Origin of the sequence: Kitasatospora sp. NPDC058115 (assembly GCF_042884635.1) — a bacterium.
GTDB lineage: Bacteria > Actinomycetota > Actinomycetes > Streptomycetales > Streptomycetaceae > Kitasatospora.
In genome coordinates this window covers 77,946-93,461 of record NZ_JBHVTL010000029.1, presented here as the reverse complement: position 1 = coordinate 93,461, position 15,516 = coordinate 77,946, and the positions used below count along the sequence as shown (strand labels likewise).

Sequence of the window (15,516 nt, the reverse complement as noted above, 5' to 3'; positions counted from 1 at the left end):
CTGCTTCCCCGGCTCGATGGCGGCTGTCAGGTGGAGTAGGCGCTGTTCTCGTGCACGTAGTCGGCGGTGAGGTCGTTGGTCCACAGACTGGCCCCGGCCCCGCCCGCGTTGAGGTTCGCGGTGATGACGACCTCGCGGCCGGTCATGTCGACGAGGTCGCGGTCCTCCCCCACGCTGCCGTCGCGGCAGACCCAGACACCGTTGATGGCGACGTCCAGGCGGTCGGGGTCGAAGGCGGCGTCGGTGGTGCCGATCGCGGCCAGCACCCGGCCCCAGTTGGGGTCCTCGCCGTGGATGGCGCACTTGAGGAGGTTGTTGCGGCTGATCACCCGGGCGACGTCGACGGCCTCCTGCTCGGTGGCGGCGCCGGTGACGTCGATCCGGATGTCCTTGCTCGCGCCCTCGGCGTCGCCGATCAGCTGGCGGGCGAGGTCGGCGCAGACGGTGCGAACGGCCTCGTCGAACTCGGCCGCGTCCGGGACGGTGCCGCTGGCGCCGGAGGCGAGCAGCAGCACGGTGTCGTTGGTGGACATGCAGCCGTCGGAGTCGATCCGGTCGAAGGTGGTGCGGGTGGCGCCGCGCAGCGCCGCGTCCAGGGCGGCGGCGTCGGCGTCGGCGTCGGTGGTGAGCACGACCAGCATGGTGGCCAGGCCCGGGGCGAGCATGCCGGCGCCCTTGGCCATGCCGCCGACCGTCCAGCCGGCCGGGCTGGTGACCTGTGCGGTCTTGTGCACGGTGTCGGTGGTCTTGATGGCGATCGCGGCCTGCTCGCCGCCGGTGGCGCTGAGCGCGGCGGCGGCGGTGGTGACGCCGGGCAGCAGGATGTCCATCGGCAGGCGCACGCCGATCAGGCCGGTGGAGGCGACGGCCACCTCGCCGGCGTTGAGCTCCAGCTCCCCGGCCACCTTCTCGGCGGTGGCGTGGGTGTCCTGGAAGCCGAGCGGGCCGGTGCAGGCGTTGGCGCCGCCGGAGTTGAGGACGACGGCGGAGACCGTGCCGCCCTTGAGGACCTGCTCGGACCAGAGCACGGGGGCGGCCTTGACCCGGTTGGAGGTGAAGACGCCGGCGGCGGCGAGCGAGGGGCCGTCGTTGACGACCAGCGCCAGGTCGGGGGTGCCGGAGGCCTTGATCCCGGCGGTGACGCCGGCGGCCCGGAAGCCCTGGGCGGCGGTGACGCCGACGTTCTGGTGGTCGGTCACGGTGCGACTCCGTTCACGGGAAGGCCCAGCTCCTCGGGCAGTCCGAGGGCGATGTTCATGCTCTGCACCGCACCGCCGGCGGTGCCCTTGACCAGGTTGTCGATCGCGCTGATCGCCACGATCCGCCCGGCGGCCGCGTCCAGGGCGACCTGCACCAGGGCGGCGTTGGAGCCGTAGACGCTGCTGGTCTGCGGCCACTGGCCCTCGGGCAGCAGGTGCACGAACGGCTCGTCGCCGTACGCCTCGGCGTAGGCGGCCCGCAGTTGCTCGGCGCCGACCCCGGGCTTCGCCTTGGCGGAGCAGGTGGCGAGGATGCCGCGCGGCATCGGGACCAGGGTGGGGGTGAAGGAGACGGTGACCGGCTCGCCCGCGAGCGGGGTGAGGTTCTGGGACATCTCCGGGGTGTGCCGGTGGACGCCGCCGACGCCGTAGGCGCTGACGCTGCCCATCACCTCGCTGCCGAGCAGGTGGGTCTTGGCGGCCTTGCCGGCGCCGGAGGTGCCGGAGGCGGCGACCACCACCGCCTCGGGCTCGGCCAGGCCCGCCGCGTAGGCGGGGAACAGGGCGAGCGAGACGGCCGTCGGGTAGCAGCCGGGGACGGCGATGCGGTTGCTGCCCTTGAGCGCGGCGCGGTGGCCGGGCAGCTCGGGCAGGCCGTAGGGCCAGGTGCCGGCGTGCGCGGAGCCGTAGAACTGCTCCCAGTCGGCGGCGGCCTTGAGCCGGAAGTCCGCGCCGCAGTCGACGACCAGCACGTTCTCGCCGAGCGCCTCGGCGACGGCGGCGGACTGGCCGTGCGGCAGCGCCAGGAACACCACGTCGTGGTCGGCCAGCACCTCCGGGGTGGTCGGCTCCAGGACCCGGTCGGCCAGCGGCAGCAGGTGCGGCTGGAGCAGCCCGAGGCGGGTGCCCGCGTTCGAGCCGCCGGTCAGCGCCCCGATCTCCACCTCGGGGTGGCCGAGCAGCAGGCGCAGCACCTCACCGCCCGCGTACCCGCTCGCGCCGGCGACGGCGACTCGCAATGCCATGGCGTTCCTCCTTCGTCGTGGCATGAATATACGCAGCACGGAACATTCATGCAAGGAGTATGCGCGGGGCCGCCCCGGCCCGGGGGCGGCGCCGGGGTGCTCAGCGCTTGACGGCCCTGAGCACCACGAACTTCGGATTGCCCGCGACCGTCCGGCAGTTGCCGAACAGACGGCGCAGCTTGACGTGGTAGCCGAGGTGGCGGTTGCCGACCACCCACAGCTCTCCGCCGGGGCGCAGCGCGCGACGGGCGCCGGTGAACATCCGCCAGGCGGTGGCGTCGGTGGTGGCCTGGTGGGAGTGGAACGGCGGATTGTTGAGCACGAGGTCCACCGAGCCGGCCGGCACCCCGGCGTCGTCGAGCGCGTCGGCGGTCAGGAACTCGGCGGGGGCCTCCGGGCCGAGGTTGGCGCGGAAGGTCTCCTCGGCGGAGGCGACCGCCTGGTGGGACTCGTCGACGAAGACCAGTTCGGCGCCGGGGGCGGCGAGGGCGGCGGCGGTGCCGACCACGCCGTTGCCGCAGCCGAGGTCGACGACGCGGGCGCCGGGGGCGGCGGTGGGCAGGTGGGCGAGGAGGAAGCGGGTGCCGATGTCCAGGCGGTCGGCGCAGAAGGTGCCGGCGTGGTTGACCACGGTGCGGCCCGAGACCGGGCCGATGCCGGCGGGCAGGGCGTAGCGGTGCGGCCAGGGGTTGGGCCCGGGCTCGCGCGCCGGGTCGGGGGTGCACAGGATCAGCCGGGCCTTGCGGACGGCGAGCGAGGTGCGGGTGGGGCCGAGGATCCGCTCGAAGAGCTGCAGGGTGGAGGTGTGGATCTCGGTGGTCATGCCGGTGCCGAGGACCACGGTGTCCGGGTGGAGGGCCGGGGCGAGCCGGTGCAGCTGGTCCTCCAGCAGGGCGAGGCTCTTGGGGACGCGCACCAGCAGGACGTCGGTGCGCCCGGGCGGGGTGTCACGGGTGGTGAGCAGCCGGGCGGCGGCGGGGTCGGCCCCGGCCCGGGCGAGGTTGGTCCCGGTGGCGCACCGGGCAAGGTGCGAGTCGCTGATCTGGGTGATCGCAGCGGGGGCGTCGGCGGCGGGGGCGGTGGCGAGCGCGGTGGTCAGCGCCCCCCAGCGGTCGCCGAGGACGGTGACGGCGCGCCCGGCCAGGGCGGTGGGCCGGCCCTCGGCGGAGTCGCTCTCGCCGGCCAGGTGCCGCAGCAGGTACTCGTCGGCGGCGTCCCAGGCGCGCAGCCGCTCGCGCGGGTCCTCCGGGTGGCGGGTGAGGTCGAGGGTGCCCCACGGGGTCGGGAAGGGGGTCGCGGCGGCGGTGGTGGCGAGGTGGTTCATCGCCGCCCAGGCTAGCCGACCGGCGCGGGACGGCCGACCGGCGCCCGCGCGCGCGGAGGGGCGGCGGCCGATACTGGGAGGGCCCGACGGAAGGGGCGCAGCCATGGACTGGAAGCTCGAAGTGGTGGTGGTCCCGGTCACGGACGTCGATCGGGCGAAGCTCTTCTACGAGGAGCAGGCCGGCTTCACCGTCGACCACGACAGCCGGATCCGGGACGGGGTGCGGGTGGTGCAGCTGACGCCGCCCGGCTCCAGTTGTTCGATCGTGCTGGGCACGGGGCTGACGGACGCGCCGGCGGGCTCGCTGAAGGGGCTGCAGCTGGTGGTGCCGGACATCGACCGGGCGCACGCGGAGCTGGTGGCGCGGGGCGTGGAGGTGAGCCCGGTGCAGCACTTCGAGGACGGCGACCGGGTGGACGGGCGCGGCGAGCTGTGGAACTCGTTCGTGTTCTTCAGCGATCCGGACGGCAACGGCTGGGCCGTGCAGGAGGCGCCCGGGCGGCGCTGAGGCAGGCTCTAAGCTCGGAGGATGGTCGAAGACGAGGGAAGCGTCCGGGTGGACAGCTGGATCTGGTCGGTGCGGCTGGCCCGGACGCGGTCGGCCGCGGCGGCGGCGTGCAAGGCCGGGCACGTGCGGGTCAACGGCGAGCGGGCCAAGCCCGCGCAGGCGCTGAAGCCGGGCGACGAGGTCCGGGTGCGCCTGGAGGGCTGGGAGCGGGTCGTGGTGGTGACGAAGCTGATCCGCAAGCGGGTCGGCGCGGGCGTCGCGGCGGAGTGTCTGGTGGACAACAGCCCGCCGCGGCCGGCGCGCGAGTTCGTCGCCGCGCCGGGCGTGCGCGACCGGGGCGCCGGGCGGCCGACCAAGCGCGACCGCCGCGAGATGGACGATCTGCGCCGCCGGTGAACCCTTCGCGGGCGCGTCGCGCAAGGCCACGGCAGGTTCCTGCCGAATTGGTCTCGACCATTGCCCGCGGTCCGGGCACCGGAGAACACTCGCTGCGAAGCGCCGGGCGGGCAGTCCGGCGCTCACGTCCGAGGAAGGCACCGGCATGGCATTGCGCAAGGCGGTTTCCACCATGGCTCTGGCCGGCCTGCTCGCGGCGGGCGGTCTGATGGCCGCCCCCGCCGCCCAGGCATCCACCACCAGGACGACCGGCTACGTCTACGTGGGCATGTACCCGAGCGGTGAGGCGTGCCACGCCGCCGGCAAGGCGTACGTGGCCCGGGGCCAGGCGGTCTCGTACTTCTGCGACGTCCTCGACTTCTCCCCGTTCACGGCCCGGCTGTCCATCTGGGCCTGACCGCCGCACGGCGGGCGGGCCCGGCGGTGCACCCCGCCGCCGGGCCCGCCGGTGGGCCGGGGGCGCCGCTGCCGCTCAGGCGACCGGGGACTCGCTGCGCACCTGGGTCAGGAAGGCGTCCAGGTTGGCCACCGTGCGGGCGATCTGCTCCTCCAGCGGGAGCGACTCGTTGGGCCGGGTGACCGACGCGGACTTCTTGCGCCCGCGCACGTAGAGCGAGCAGGCGAGGTCCGCGCAGATGTAGCTGCCGACGCTGTTGCCCTCCCGGCCCGCCGCACCGGCCCGGCGGGCGGTGAGCAGCGCGACGCCGGAGCCCGCGTGGGCCGTGACGCACAGCGAGCACACATTGGTCTTGGTCAGGCTGCGCCGGAACGAGGGCACCCGCAGGGTGACGCCGACCAGCTCGCCGCGGTGCTCGGCGACGAGGTAGGCGCGGTCGGGCGCACCCTGGTCCCGCCAGCCGAGGAAGTCCAGCTCGTCCCACGGGAGTTCGGCCAGCCCCCGGGGCAGGTTCAGCCGGCGCGCCTCGCCCTTGGAAGAGTTGACGAAGGACGCACGGATCTCGGGGTCGTTCAGTGCACGCATGCCCGGCAAGCTAACACCGCCCGCCCCCGCCCGTCGCCCGATTTTTCCGGTACCGCACCCCCGCCGCCGCCCGCGGCGCGGGCGGCGGCAGCGGCCCGGTGGTCATCCGCGCTTGAAGGCGACACCCGCGTAGGCGGAGACGTCCTGCCAGCCCTCGGGGAGGTCGGCGGTGCGGATGTGACCGGCGTCGGGGCGCCACAGCGGGAGCTGGACCAGGCCGGGGCCGGCGAACTCGAAGTCGCCGAAGAAGGGTTCGACGGCCGCGCGCGGGCGCAGCACCAGCGGCGCGCTGGCGCTGCGGTAGACGCGGGTGCCCTCGGCGGCGCTCTCCCGGGAGGCGAAGTCGGGGCTGCCGTGCGAGAGGATCAGCGCGCTGCCGGGGGCGAGCGCGTCGCGCAGGGTGCGCACGATCCGCTCGGCGCCGTCCTCGTCGCGGATGAAGTGCAGGACGGCGACCAGCATCAGGGCGACCGGTTCGCCGAGGTCCACGGCGCCGCTCAGGGCGGGGTGGGCGAGGATCGACTCCGGATCGCGCAGGTCCGCCTCGATGACCGAGGTGTGCCCGGCCGGGTGCCCGGAGAGCAGGGCGCGCGCGTGGGTGGCCACGATCGGGTCGTTGTCGACGTAGACGACCCTGGCGTCGGGGGCGACCCGGCGGGCGACCTCGCTGGTGGAGCCGACGGCGGGGATCCCGGTGCCGATGTCGAGGAACTGCCGGATGCCCCGGCCGGCCGCGAACTCCACGGCTCGGCCGAGGAATTCGCGGTTGGTGCGGGCCATCAGCGGCAGCGCCGGATAGGCGGCGATGGCGGCCTCGGCGGCCTTGCGGTCCGCCTCGAAGTTGTCCTTGCCGCCGAGGTAGTAGTCGTACATCCGGGCCGTGTGCGGGATCCCGGTGTCGAGCTCGGTCGGCGGCTGCCAGTCGTCGGCGCGCGCCCACTCCCAGTCGGTGCCGGTCCCGCCGTAGGCCGCCGTCGTGTCCTCGCTCATCTTCCGCCCCCTGGTGTCCGCTGCGTCCGGAGCTGTTCGCCGCCGAACGGGTCCTGTTCCCCTTGCCCCGCGTCCGGCGGACTGCCGGCAGCGGCCCCCACCGCACGGTGCGCCGTGATCGTAACCGACGAAACCCCGGTGAAACAGCGGAAGTTCAGGTTTCCGCAGCATCCGAACAATGGTGTGTGTGCACGTCAACACCCCTCCGCGGGGCGGCCCGGACCGCCGCGCCCGGCGGTCGCCGCGCGGTGGCGGCGTCTCTATGCTGGCTGCCGATGACTGCCGACCGGCGCACCGTCCTGCGCACCACCGTCAAACTGGCCGCCCTCACCGCCGTCGGCGGCCTGCTCACCGCCTGCGGCGACACCGGCCGCCGCCGGACCGACCCGGGGGCCTTCGCCGTGCGCCCGGGGCCGGTGGACCCGTCGGGCACCGTGGACCCGGCCTGGGCCGGCAGCGAGGGACCGGCCTCGCCGGAGCCCGCCGCGAGCCCGGCCACCGCCTCCGCCCCGCCCGCCGTCGCGACCGCCGCCGACACGCCGCCCACCCCGCCGGTGCTGCCGCCGCTGGCACCGGGCACCCCGGTCGAGGTCGCGTACGGGCCGCGCTCGGGCCGCGGTGTCGCGCTGACCTTCCACGGCAGCGGCGACCCCGCGCTCGCCACCGCCCTGCTGGAGATCGCCGAGCAGCGCGGGGTGGGGCTCACCGTGATGGTCGTCGGCAGCTGGCTCGACCAGCAGCCGCAGATGGCCCGGCGGATCCTGGACGGCGGCCACGAGCTGGGCAACCACACCCAGAACCACCAGAACATCTCCACCATGACGCCGGACCGGGCGCGCGCCGAGATCGCCCAGTGTGCGGAGCGGCTGCAGCGCCTCACCGGCTCGATCGGCCGCTGGTTCCGCCCCTCGGCCGCCCAGTACGCGACGCCGATGGTGCGCGAGCAGGCGAAGGCGGTCGGGTACGAGCACGTCCTCTCCTTCGACGTCGACCCGCGCGACTACGCCGACCCGAACGCCGCCGAGCTGCAGCGCCGGGTGCTCGGCTCGGTGCGCGGCGGCTCGGTGGTCGCCCTGCACCTGGGCCACCGCTGCACGGTCGACGCGCTGCCCGGCATCCTCGACGGCCTCGGAAGGGCCGGCCTCACCCCGGTGACCGCGAGCCGCCTGTTCGCCTGACGGCCCGCGCGGGGCCCGTGGCATGCTTCGGGGATGCGCTACATCATCGTCGGGGCGGGTGCGGTGGGCGGCACGATCGGTGCCCGGCTGCACGAGGGCGGGCACGAGGTGGTCCTGGTCGCGCGCGGCGCGCACCTGGAGGCGCTGCGCGCGCGGGGCCTGCGGTTCGGCACCCCGGAGGGGGTGCGGACGCTGCGGGTCCCGGTGGCCGGCGGGCCGCAGGAGGTGACGCTGCGGGCGGACGACGTGCTGGTGCTCGCCGTCAAGACGCAGGACACCGCCGCCGCGCTGGCCGCGTGGGCGCCGCGCCCGGTGGCCGGCGGCGGGACGGCCGCCGAGCGGCTGCCGGTGGTGTGCGCGCAGAACGGGGTGGAGAACGAGCGGCTCGCGCTGCGGCTGTTCCACGAGGTGCTGGCGATGTGCGTGTGGATGCCGTCCACCCATCTGGAGCCGGGCCGGGTGAGCGCGGGCGGCACGCCGGTCAGCGGGGTGCTGCGGCTGGGCGGCTACCCGTCCGGCACCGGCGGGCCGCGGGCCGCCGCGATCGCCGCCGACCTCGCCGCGTCGGGCTTCGGCGCCCCGCTGGAGGACGACGTGATGGGCTGGAAGTACACCAAGCTGCTCGGCAACCTCGGCAACGCGCTGGACGCCGTCGCCGCAGGCACCGACGACGCCGCGCTGCACGAGCTGCGGGAGCGGGTGACCGCGGAGGGCGTCGCCGTGCTGGCGGCCGCCGGCGTCGCCCACCGGGACCCGGCCGAGCAGGCCCGCACGGTGCGCGCGTCGCTGCGCATGGAGCCGGTGGCCGGCGAGGAGCGGGCCGGTTCGTCGTCCTGGCAGAGCCTGGCCCGCGGCACCGGCTCGATCGAGGCGGACCACCTGAACGGCGAGATCGTGCTGCTGGCCCGGCTGCACGGGGCGGCGGCGCCGCTCAACGAGGCCCTGCAACGGCTGGCCGGGGAGTTCGCCCGCACCGGCCGGGCGCCGGGCTCGCTGACCGGACCGGAGCTGGCGGCGCTGCGCGCGCTGTGAGCCGTGTGCGGCGGTTCGCCCGGCTCGCCCTGTGCGCGGCTCAGACCATCGGGTCGTCGGGCCCGTACGGGCGCAGCCGCAGGGTGCGGGCGTCCGTCTCGCGCATCCGCTCGGCGTGGCGGACGAGTTCCTCCAGGTCGTCCCGTCCGGCGTGCAGGAAGCGCCCGTGCAGCGCGTCGAAGCGCCCGCGGGCGACGTCCACGGTGACCGCGACCATGTAGGGGATGGAGCCCCAGCTGGTGGTGTCGCGGAACATCGGCATGCCGGCGGTCATGTCGGTGGCGACGGCGCCGGGGCTGATGTCGAGGATCACCACGTGGTGCTCGGCGAGCGAGTCGGCGATGTTGTCGGAGAGCTGGAGCAGCGCGCCCTTGGAGGTCGCGTACGCGGTGTAGTGGCCGTCGGGGCGCAGCGCGAAGCCGGAGTTGAGGTTGACGACACGGCCTCGGCGGCGGCGGACCATGCCGGGCAGCACGCAGCGCAGCAGGTTGTAGGGGCCGCGCAGGTTGACCTCGACGACCTGCCACCACTGGTTGACGTCGGTCTCCCAGAGCGGGACCTCGGCGTGGTCGACCTGGCCGGCGTTGTTGACCAGCAGGTCGACGGGGCCGAGGTCGCGTTCGACGACGCGGACGGCTTCGCGGACCGAGCCCGGGCGGGTCACGTCGGCGGCGACGGCGACGCCGCGCGCGCCGTGCCGCACGCACTCCTTGAGGGTGTCGGTGAGCGTCTCCTGGGTGCGGCCGACGAGGCCGACGGCCATGCCCTCGGCGGCCAGGCCCACGGCGAGTTCCCGGCCGATGCCGCGGCCGGCGCCGGTGACCAGCGCGACCTGTCCCGTGAGCGATCCCGTCGGCATGCCGTGCTCCCTCCGTCCGTCCGTGACCACCCGCGGTCCGGCCCCGCATTCTGTCGCCCGGCGGGCCGCACCGGCGCGGGTGAGCGCCCGCGACGCGGGCGGGCCCACCCGTTCGGGGGAAGGCGCCGCGCGGCGCCTCCGCCGGGGAGGGGATGACCTACTGGCTGGTAGGGAGTAGTAACGTCGTCGGGGCGGTGCACCGGTCCGCACATACCGGTGCTCCCGAACCGCCGGACAGCAGCAGCTGGGCCACTTGTCGCTGGGTGACCCCCAGCACCACCGAAGGGCAACTGAGTGAGTGACATCGCGCGCGTCGGAGTGATCGGCTGCGGACTCATGGGATCGGGCATCGCGGAGGTGTTCGCCCGGGCGGGGCTGGACGTCCTGGTCGCCGAGGCGAGCGGGGAGGCGCTGGAGTTCGGGCGCGCCCGGCTGACCAACTCGCTGGACACCGCCGTGAAGCGCGGCAAGCTGTCGCAGGAGGAGCGCGACGAGGCGCTGGGCCGGCTGGCGTTCACCGTCGACCTGACGGACTTCGCCGACCGCGACCTGGTGGTCGAGGCGGTGGCCGAGCGCGAGGACGTCAAGGTGAAGATCTTCGAGACGCTGGACCGGGTGGTGGAGCGCCGGGACGCGATCCTCGCCTCGAACACCTCGTCGATCCCGATCGTGAAGCTGGCCGCCGCCACCTCCCGCCCGGAGCAGGTGATCGGCCTGCACTTCTTCAACCCGGCGCCGGTGCAGAAGCTGGTCGAGGTGATCCCGACCCTGACGACCTCGGCCGCCACCACCGACCGGGTGGAGGCGTTCGCCACCGAGGTCCTGCACAAGGCCCCGATCCGCGCCCGCGACCGGGCCGGTTTCGTGGTGAACGCGCTGCTGGTGCCGTACCTGCTGTCGGCGGTGCGGATGTTCGAGTCCGGGGTGGCGACCGCCTCCGACATCGACAAGGGCATGGAGGCCGGCTGCGCCCACCCGATGGGCCCGCTGCGGCTGTGCGACCTGATCGGCCTGGACACCATCGTCTCGATCGCCGAGTCGATGTACGACGAGTACAAGGAGCCGCTCTACGCCGCTCCCCCGCTGCTGTCGCGGATGGTGGACGCGGGCCTGCTCGGCCGCAAGTCCGGCCGCGGCTTCTACGACTACACCGCCACCGCCTGACCGCCGGCGCCCGGCGGCCGGGCGCACCGGCCCCGCGTCAGCTGTTGATGACGTAGCTGTCGCCGTAGACCTTCCACTTCAGCGGCGGGTTGAGGTCGAAGTTCCTGGCGTTGAGGAAGACCAGCTGCTCGGTGTCGACCCGGCTGGTGTCGGCGTGGGCCTCCTCCTGCTTCATGACGACCTTGCGGGCGTCCAGGAAGGCCTTCAGGTAGGTGGCCTCGTCGCCGCCCTGGGCGGGGGACTTGGCCTTCTTCAGGGCGGCGGCGCGGATCCCGCCGAAGCTGTCGGAGCTGGTGCCGGGGCCGTGCATGACGATGGCGTCGTAGTAGACGAACTGGCCGAGCGCGCGCAGGCCGTCGGCCTTGGCCTGGTTGACCGAGGGGTTGAAGTAGACCCGGTCGCGCTCCTCGTTCTGGGCCTGCTGGAAGACGGTGTCCTTGGCGGCGGTCGCCCAGTCGCGCTCGAAGGCGGAGCCGAGGCCGGAGTGCGAGTCGGTGCCGTTGACCTTGCGCAGCGCCGGCAGGTACTTGGCGAGGATGTTGCCCGGCTTCAGGTCGGTGTAGTGCTCGACGAGTTCGAGCATGTCGCCGGTGCCGGAGCAGAAGCCGATGATGCCGGCGGTGTAGCCGCGGCCGTCGTTGATGTCCTCGATGTACTTGTACTGGGCCTTCCAGTCGAGGGAGGAGTTCTCGGCGCTGGACACCAGCTGCATGGCGATGTCCTTCTTGTGCGGGTCGTCCAGACCCACGGCGGCGAGCCGGACGCTGCCGGCGGCGGGGGCGGGGGCGGCGTGGACGGCTCCGGCGGCCGCGACGGTGGCCGGGGCGGCGACCAGCAGGGCGGCGAGGGCGAGGCGGGCGGTGCGGGCGGTGCGGTGCTGGGTACGCATCTGACGCTCCGTTTCCCTGGTCCGGACATGGGGGTGGCCGGACCCCTGAGAGAGGGTTAGGAAAGTTTCCTAACTTGATTGAAGCGTTCACGTCGGTCGTGGCGCAAGGGGGTTGCCCGCAAAGGCACGCGGAAGGGCCCCGGCCGGAGATCCGGCCGGGGCCCTTCCGTCGGCGCGCCGGACGCGTCACGCGCGTCCGGACGCCGCGCTGCCTCAGGCGCCGCGCAGCACCGCGCCGGTGCGGGCGACGGCCTCGGCGACGGCCGCCTCGCGGGCGGCGCTCGCCTCGTCGGCGGTCAGCGTGCGGTCCGCGGCGCGGAACCGCAGCGCGTACGCCAGCGACTTCCTGCCCTCACCGACCTGCTCGCCGGTGAAGACGTCGAACAGCCGGATCGCCTCCAGCAGTTCGCCGGCCCCGGCGCGCAGCGCGCCCTCCACGTCGGCGGCCGGCACGGCCGCGTCGACGATCAGCGCGACGTCCTGGGTGGCCACCGGGAACCCGGAGACCGCCGGGCCGTCGACCCGCGCGGCGCCGTCGGCGGCCAGCAGGTCCAGGTCCAGCTCCATCGCGCCGGTGCGCTCGGGCAGGTTCATCGCCTTGACGACGCGCGGGTGCAGCTCACCGGCGTGGCCGACCACGCGGTCGGTGCCGGCGACCACCAGCTCGGCGCAGCGGCCCGGGTGCCACGGCATCAGCCGGCCCTGGCGCACGGTCAGCTCGACCCCGGCGGCGCGGGCCACCGTGCGGGCGGCCTCGATCGCGTCGGCCCAGATCGCCGGCGCGCCCTTGCCCCACCAGCCGGACGGCAGCCGCTCGCCGGCCAGCGCGACGGCGACCCGGCGCGGCTGGTGCGGCAGCGCGGCGTCCAGCGCGGCCAGCTCCTCGTCACTGGGCCGGCGGTCGACGGCCGGGCGCGGGGCGACCGAGCGCTCGTCCTTCGGCAGGAACACCGTGCCCGTCTCGAAGATCGCCAGATCGGTGTTGCCGCGGCCGACGTTGCGGCGCAGCGCCCCGAGCAGGCCGGGCAGCAGCGTGGTGCGCAGCCCCGGCTCCTCGTCGTTGAGCGGGTTGACCAGGGTGACGGTGGTCCGCCGCCGGTCCCCCGGCTCCAGGCCGAGCGCCTCGAAGGAGGCCTCACCGACGAACGGGTAGTTGTTGACCTCGACGTAGCCGGCCCCGGCCAGCGCGACGCCGACCCGGCGGTGCATCCGCTGGGCCTCGGTCAGGCCCTTGCCCGGCGGGACGGCGGGCATCCGGGCGGGGACGTTGTCGTAGCCCTCCAGCCGGATGACCTCCTCGGCGAGGTCGTAGGGGTCGGTGAGGTCGGGGCGCCAGGTCGGCGGGGTGACCTCCAGGACGTCGGCCCCGGCGACCGAGCAGCCGATCTCCTGCAGGCGCCGGGTGACGGTCTCGCGGCCGTACTCGGTGCCGGCGACCCGGTCGGGCAGGTCGGCGGCGATGGTGATGGTGCGCACCGGGTGCGGGGCGGCGATGTCGGTGACACCGGCCTCGGCGGTGCCGCCGGCGATCAGCACCAGCAGGTCGACGGCGCGCTGCGCGGCGGCGCGGGCGGCCTCGGGGTCGACGCCGCGCTCGAAGCGCTTGGACGCCTCCGAGGGCAGCTTGTGCCGCTTGGCGCCGCGGGCGATGACGACCGGGTCGAAGTGCGCCGCCTCGATGATCACCTCGGTGGTGCCCGGGCCGGCGGCCGGGTCGAGGATCTCGGTGGAGGCGCCGCCCATGACGCCGGCCAGGCCGATCGGGCCGCTGTTGTCGCAGATCAGCAGGTCCTCGGCGGACAGCTTGCGCGTCACGCCGTCGAGGGTGGTGAGGCTCTCGCCCTCCTCCGCCCGGCGGACCGTGATCGGGCCGTCGACGCGCTGCTTGTCGTAGGCGTGCAGCGGCTGGCCGACCTCCAGCATCACGTAGTTGGTGATGTCGACGGCGAGCGAGATCGGGCGGATGCCCGCCTTCTGCAGCCGGCGCTGGAGCCAGATCGGGGACTTGGCGGCCGGGTCGAGGCCGACGACGGTGCGGGCCACGAAGCGGTCACAGCCGGCCGGGTCGTTGACCTTGACCAGGTAGCCGAAGGAGTTGGCCGGCGGCACGTCGAGCAGCGCCGGGTCGGCCAGCGGCAGCCCGTAGGCGGCGGCGGCCTCGCGGGCGACGCCGCGCATGGACAGGCAGTAGCCGCGGTCCGGGGTGACGGCGATGTCGAGCACCTCGTCGACGAGCTGGAGCAGCTCGATCGCGTCGGTGCCGGGCTCGTACTCGGGCGGGAGCACGATGATGCCGTTGTGGTCGTCGCCCATGCCGAGCTCGCGGGCCGAGCAGATCATGCCGGCCGAGGTCTGGCCGTAGGTCTTGCGGGCGGAGATCGGGAACGGGCCGGGCAGCACGGCGCCGGGCAGGACCACGACGACCTTGTCGCCGACGGCGAAGTTGCTGGCGCCGCAGACGATCTCCTGCGGCTCGCCGGTGCCGTTGGCGTCGCCGACGTTGACGAAGCAGTGCCGGATCGGCTTCTTGAAGCCGGTCAGCTCCTCGATGGAGAGCACCTCGCCGACCACCAGCGGGCCCTTGAGGTCGCCGCCGAGCTGCTCGACGGTCTCGACCTCCAGGCCGGCGCGGACCAGCCGCTCGGCCACGTCGCGGCCGGTCTCGCCGGCCGGCAGGTCGACGTACTCGCGCAGCCAGGAAAGCGGGACGCGCATCAGATCTCCATCCCGAACGGGAGGGTGAAGCGCACGTCACCCTCGACCATGTCGCGCATGTCGGCGACGTTGTGACGGTTCATCAGGATCCGCTCCAGGCCCAGGCCGAAGGCGAACCCGCTGTAGCGGTTGGGGTCCACGCCGCAGGCGACGAGCACCCGCGGGTTGACCACGCCGCAGCCGCCGAGCTCGATCCAGCCCTCGGAGCCGCAGGTGCGGCAGGGGCGGTCCGGGTTGCCGACCGACTCGCCGCGGCACACGAAGCACTGCAGGTCGATCTCGGCGCTCGGCTCGGTGAACGGGAAGTAGGAGGGCCGCCAGCGCAGCTCCAGGCCGTCGCCGATGAGGGTCGAGACCAGCTGCTCGATGGTGCCCTTGAGGTCGGCGAAGGTGATGCCCTCGTCCACCGCCAGGCCCTCGACCTGCCGGAAGACCGGGGTGTGGGTGGCGTCCAGCTCGTCGGTGCGGTAGACCCGGCCGGGGCAGACCACGTAGACCGGCGGCTCCCGGTCGAGCAGGGTGCGGGCCTGGACCGGGGAGGTCTGGGTGCGCAGCACCACGCCGGAGTCGGCGGAGCCGTCCGGGGCCTGGACGAAGAAGGTGTCCTGCATGGAGCGGGCCGGGTGGTCCGGGCCCAGGTTGAGGGCGTCGAAGTTGAGCCACTCGGCCTCGACCTCGGGGCCCTCGGCGACCTGGTAGCCCATCGCGACGAAGGTGTCCTCGATGCGCTCGGCCAGCGTGGTCAGCGGGTGGCGGGCGCCGCGCGGGGTGCGGTCGTAGGGCAGGGTGACGTCCACCGCCTCCTCGACCAGCACGCGGGCGTCCCGCTCGGCCTCCAGTTCGGCCTGCCGCTTGGCGAGCGCCTGGTTGACGGCGCCCCGGGCCTGGCCGATCAGCTTGCCGGCGGCGGCCTTGGCGTGCGGGGGCAGGGCGCCGATCTCGCGGTTGGCGAGGGACAGGGCGGAGCGGTCGCCGGTGTGGGCGACCTTGGCCTGCTTCAGCTCGTCGAGGCTGGTGGCGGCGGCGAACGCGGCGACGGCCTCGTCCCGGGCCGCCTCCACCACCTCGGGCTTGAGGGCCTCGACCTCGACCGGGTCGTACGACTTGTTGGGTGCCGACATCTCTATCTTTCCCGTGCTCCTGCTCGTCCGTGCTCAGGTAAGGGGCTCGTGCCTTCGCGTCACGCCCGGCGTGGCCGGGGCACGGGCAGCCGTTCTCCGAACCGGGGAGGCGGGGTGTCCGCGGCGCAGCCGCG

The 15,516-nt window shown here is 74.4% G+C and carries 15 protein-coding genes; 6 read left to right on the top strand and 9 right to left on the bottom strand.

Going from position 1 to position 15,516, the window contains the following annotated elements; all coding sequences use genetic code 11:
- Nucleotides 1-26: 26 nt before the first annotated feature.
- From argJ to ACFVVL_RS28205, 3 genes are all read right to left on the bottom strand, one after another.
- Nucleotides 27-1,199 carry a bifunctional glutamate N-acetyltransferase/amino-acid acetyltransferase ArgJ gene (argJ, locus tag ACFVVL_RS28215; RefSeq protein WP_380293256.1) on the bottom strand — a complete coding sequence of 391 codons (1,173 nt, stop codon included), beginning with the start codon at nt 1,197-1,199 and terminating at the stop codon, nt 27-29.
- Entirely contained in the window at nt 1,196-2,224 is a 1,029-nt protein-coding gene (argC, locus tag ACFVVL_RS28210; protein WP_380293254.1) for an N-acetyl-gamma-glutamyl-phosphate reductase, read from the bottom strand. Before argC ends, argJ begins: the two co-directional genes overlap by 4 nt.
- Before the next feature lie 100 nt (nt 2,225-2,324).
- Nucleotides 2,325-3,548: a methyltransferase gene (locus tag ACFVVL_RS28205; protein ID WP_380293252.1), complete on the bottom strand. Its 1,224-nt coding sequence runs from the start codon at nt 3,546-3,548 to the stop codon at nt 2,325-2,327.
- A gap of 103 nt (nt 3,549-3,651) precedes the next feature.
- Here ACFVVL_RS28205 and ACFVVL_RS28200 point away from each other — a divergent pair, with 103 nt between their 5' ends.
- The 3 genes from ACFVVL_RS28200 to ACFVVL_RS28190 all read left to right on the top strand — a co-directional run bounded on the left by ACFVVL_RS28200 (nt 3,652) and on the right by ACFVVL_RS28190 (nt 4,849).
- Nucleotides 3,652-4,056, top strand: a complete 405-nt coding sequence (locus tag ACFVVL_RS28200) for a VOC family protein (RefSeq protein WP_380293250.1) — start codon at nt 3,652-3,654, stop codon at nt 4,054-4,056.
- 21 nt (nt 4,057-4,077) lie between these two features.
- Nucleotides 4,078-4,452: an RNA-binding S4 domain-containing protein gene (locus ACFVVL_RS28195; protein ID WP_380293248.1), complete on the top strand. Its 375-nt coding sequence runs from the start codon at nt 4,078-4,080 to the stop codon at nt 4,450-4,452.
- 145 nt (nt 4,453-4,597) lie between these two features.
- On the top strand, nt 4,598-4,849 hold the full coding sequence (locus tag ACFVVL_RS28190; protein ID WP_380293246.1) for a hypothetical protein: 252 nt from the start codon (nt 4,598-4,600) through the stop codon (nt 4,847-4,849).
- A gap of 75 nt (nt 4,850-4,924) precedes the next feature.
- On the opposite strand, the gene ACFVVL_RS28185 is transcribed toward ACFVVL_RS28190, so the two are convergent.
- Nucleotides 4,925-5,434 carry an FBP domain-containing protein gene (locus ACFVVL_RS28185; RefSeq protein ID WP_387680073.1) on the bottom strand — a complete coding sequence of 170 codons (510 nt, stop codon included), beginning with the start codon at nt 5,432-5,434 and terminating at the stop codon, nt 4,925-4,927.
- A 102-nt stretch (nt 5,435-5,536) separates the two neighbouring features.
- The gene (locus ACFVVL_RS28180; protein ID WP_380293242.1) at nt 5,537-6,424 is read right to left on the bottom strand and encodes an SAM-dependent methyltransferase; all 888 of its coding nucleotides are present in this window, start codon (nt 6,422-6,424) and stop codon (nt 5,537-5,539) included.
- Nucleotides 6,425-6,699: 275 nt separating this feature from the next.
- Between ACFVVL_RS28180 and ACFVVL_RS28175 the strand changes: the two genes are divergently transcribed.
- The gene (locus ACFVVL_RS28175) at nt 6,700-7,602 is read left to right on the top strand and encodes a polysaccharide deacetylase family protein (RefSeq protein WP_387680070.1); all 903 of its coding nucleotides are present in this window, start codon (nt 6,700-6,702) and stop codon (nt 7,600-7,602) included.
- A 33-nt stretch (nt 7,603-7,635) separates the two neighbouring features.
- The gene (locus ACFVVL_RS28170) at nt 7,636-8,634 is read left to right on the top strand and encodes a ketopantoate reductase family protein (RefSeq protein WP_380293238.1); all 999 of its coding nucleotides are present in this window, start codon (nt 7,636-7,638) and stop codon (nt 8,632-8,634) included.
- Nucleotides 8,635-8,674: 40 nt separating this feature from the next.
- Here the strand turns inward: ACFVVL_RS28170 and ACFVVL_RS28165 are convergent, their stop codons facing one another.
- Nucleotides 8,675-9,493, bottom strand: a complete 819-nt coding sequence (locus ACFVVL_RS28165) for an SDR family NAD(P)-dependent oxidoreductase (RefSeq protein WP_380293236.1) — start codon at nt 9,491-9,493, stop codon at nt 8,675-8,677.
- A 294-nt stretch (nt 9,494-9,787) separates the two neighbouring features.
- Between ACFVVL_RS28165 and ACFVVL_RS28160 the strand changes: the two genes are divergently transcribed.
- Complete coding sequence (locus ACFVVL_RS28160; protein ID WP_380293234.1) at nt 9,788-10,657, top strand: 3-hydroxybutyryl-CoA dehydrogenase; 870 nt, start codon at nt 9,788-9,790, stop codon at nt 10,655-10,657.
- A gap of 37 nt (nt 10,658-10,694) precedes the next feature.
- Here ACFVVL_RS28160 and ACFVVL_RS28155 read toward each other — a convergent pair whose 3' ends face one another.
- From ACFVVL_RS28155 to pheS, 3 genes are all read right to left on the bottom strand, one after another.
- On the bottom strand, nt 10,695-11,546 hold the full coding sequence (locus tag ACFVVL_RS28155) for a chitosanase (protein ID WP_387680065.1): 852 nt from the start codon (nt 11,544-11,546) through the stop codon (nt 10,695-10,697).
- Nucleotides 11,547-11,759: 213 nt separating this feature from the next.
- The gene (gene pheT, locus ACFVVL_RS28150) at nt 11,760-14,261 is read right to left on the bottom strand and encodes a phenylalanine--tRNA ligase subunit beta (RefSeq protein ID WP_387680062.1); all 2,502 of its coding nucleotides are present in this window, start codon (nt 14,259-14,261) and stop codon (nt 11,760-11,762) included.
- The gene (gene pheS / locus ACFVVL_RS28145; RefSeq protein ID WP_355370869.1) at nt 14,261-15,382 is read right to left on the bottom strand and encodes a phenylalanine--tRNA ligase subunit alpha; all 1,122 of its coding nucleotides are present in this window, start codon (nt 15,380-15,382) and stop codon (nt 14,261-14,263) included. The genes pheT and pheS overlap by 1 nt, the downstream gene beginning before the upstream one ends.
- Nucleotides 15,383-15,516 lie beyond the last annotated feature (134 nt).

Coding starts and splice junctions, on each gene's coding strand:
- ACFVVL_RS28195 (WP_380293248.1), top strand. CDS start 4,078: ATGGTCGAAGACGAGGGAAGCGTCCGGGTGGACAGCTGGATCTGGTCG.
- ACFVVL_RS28205 (WP_380293252.1), bottom strand. CDS start 3,548: ATGAACCACCTCGCCACCACCGCCGCCGCGACCCCCTTCCCGACCCCG.
- ACFVVL_RS28155 (WP_387680065.1), bottom strand. CDS start 11,546: ATGCGTACCCAGCACCGCACCGCCCGCACCGCCCGCCTCGCCCTCGCC.
- ACFVVL_RS28185 (WP_387680073.1), bottom strand. CDS start 5,434: ATGCGTGCACTGAACGACCCCGAGATCCGTGCGTCCTTCGTCAACTCT.
- ACFVVL_RS28180 (WP_380293242.1), bottom strand. CDS start 6,424: ATGAGCGAGGACACGACGGCGGCCTACGGCGGGACCGGCACCGACTGG.
- pheS (WP_355370869.1), bottom strand. CDS start 15,382: ATGTCGGCACCCAACAAGTCGTACGACCCGGTCGAGGTCGAGGCCCTC.
- ACFVVL_RS28170 (WP_380293238.1), top strand. CDS start 7,636: ATGCGCTACATCATCGTCGGGGCGGGTGCGGTGGGCGGCACGATCGGT.
- ACFVVL_RS28175 (WP_387680070.1), top strand. CDS start 6,700: ATGACTGCCGACCGGCGCACCGTCCTGCGCACCACCGTCAAACTGGCC.
- argC (WP_380293254.1), bottom strand. CDS start 2,224: ATGGCATTGCGAGTCGCCGTCGCCGGCGCGAGCGGGTACGCGGGCGGT.
- ACFVVL_RS28190 (WP_380293246.1), top strand. CDS start 4,598: ATGGCATTGCGCAAGGCGGTTTCCACCATGGCTCTGGCCGGCCTGCTC.
- ACFVVL_RS28165 (WP_380293236.1), bottom strand. CDS start 9,493: ATGCCGACGGGATCGCTCACGGGACAGGTCGCGCTGGTCACCGGCGCC.
- ACFVVL_RS28200 (WP_380293250.1), top strand. CDS start 3,652: ATGGACTGGAAGCTCGAAGTGGTGGTGGTCCCGGTCACGGACGTCGAT.
- pheT (WP_387680062.1), bottom strand. CDS start 14,261: ATGCGCGTCCCGCTTTCCTGGCTGCGCGAGTACGTCGACCTGCCGGCC.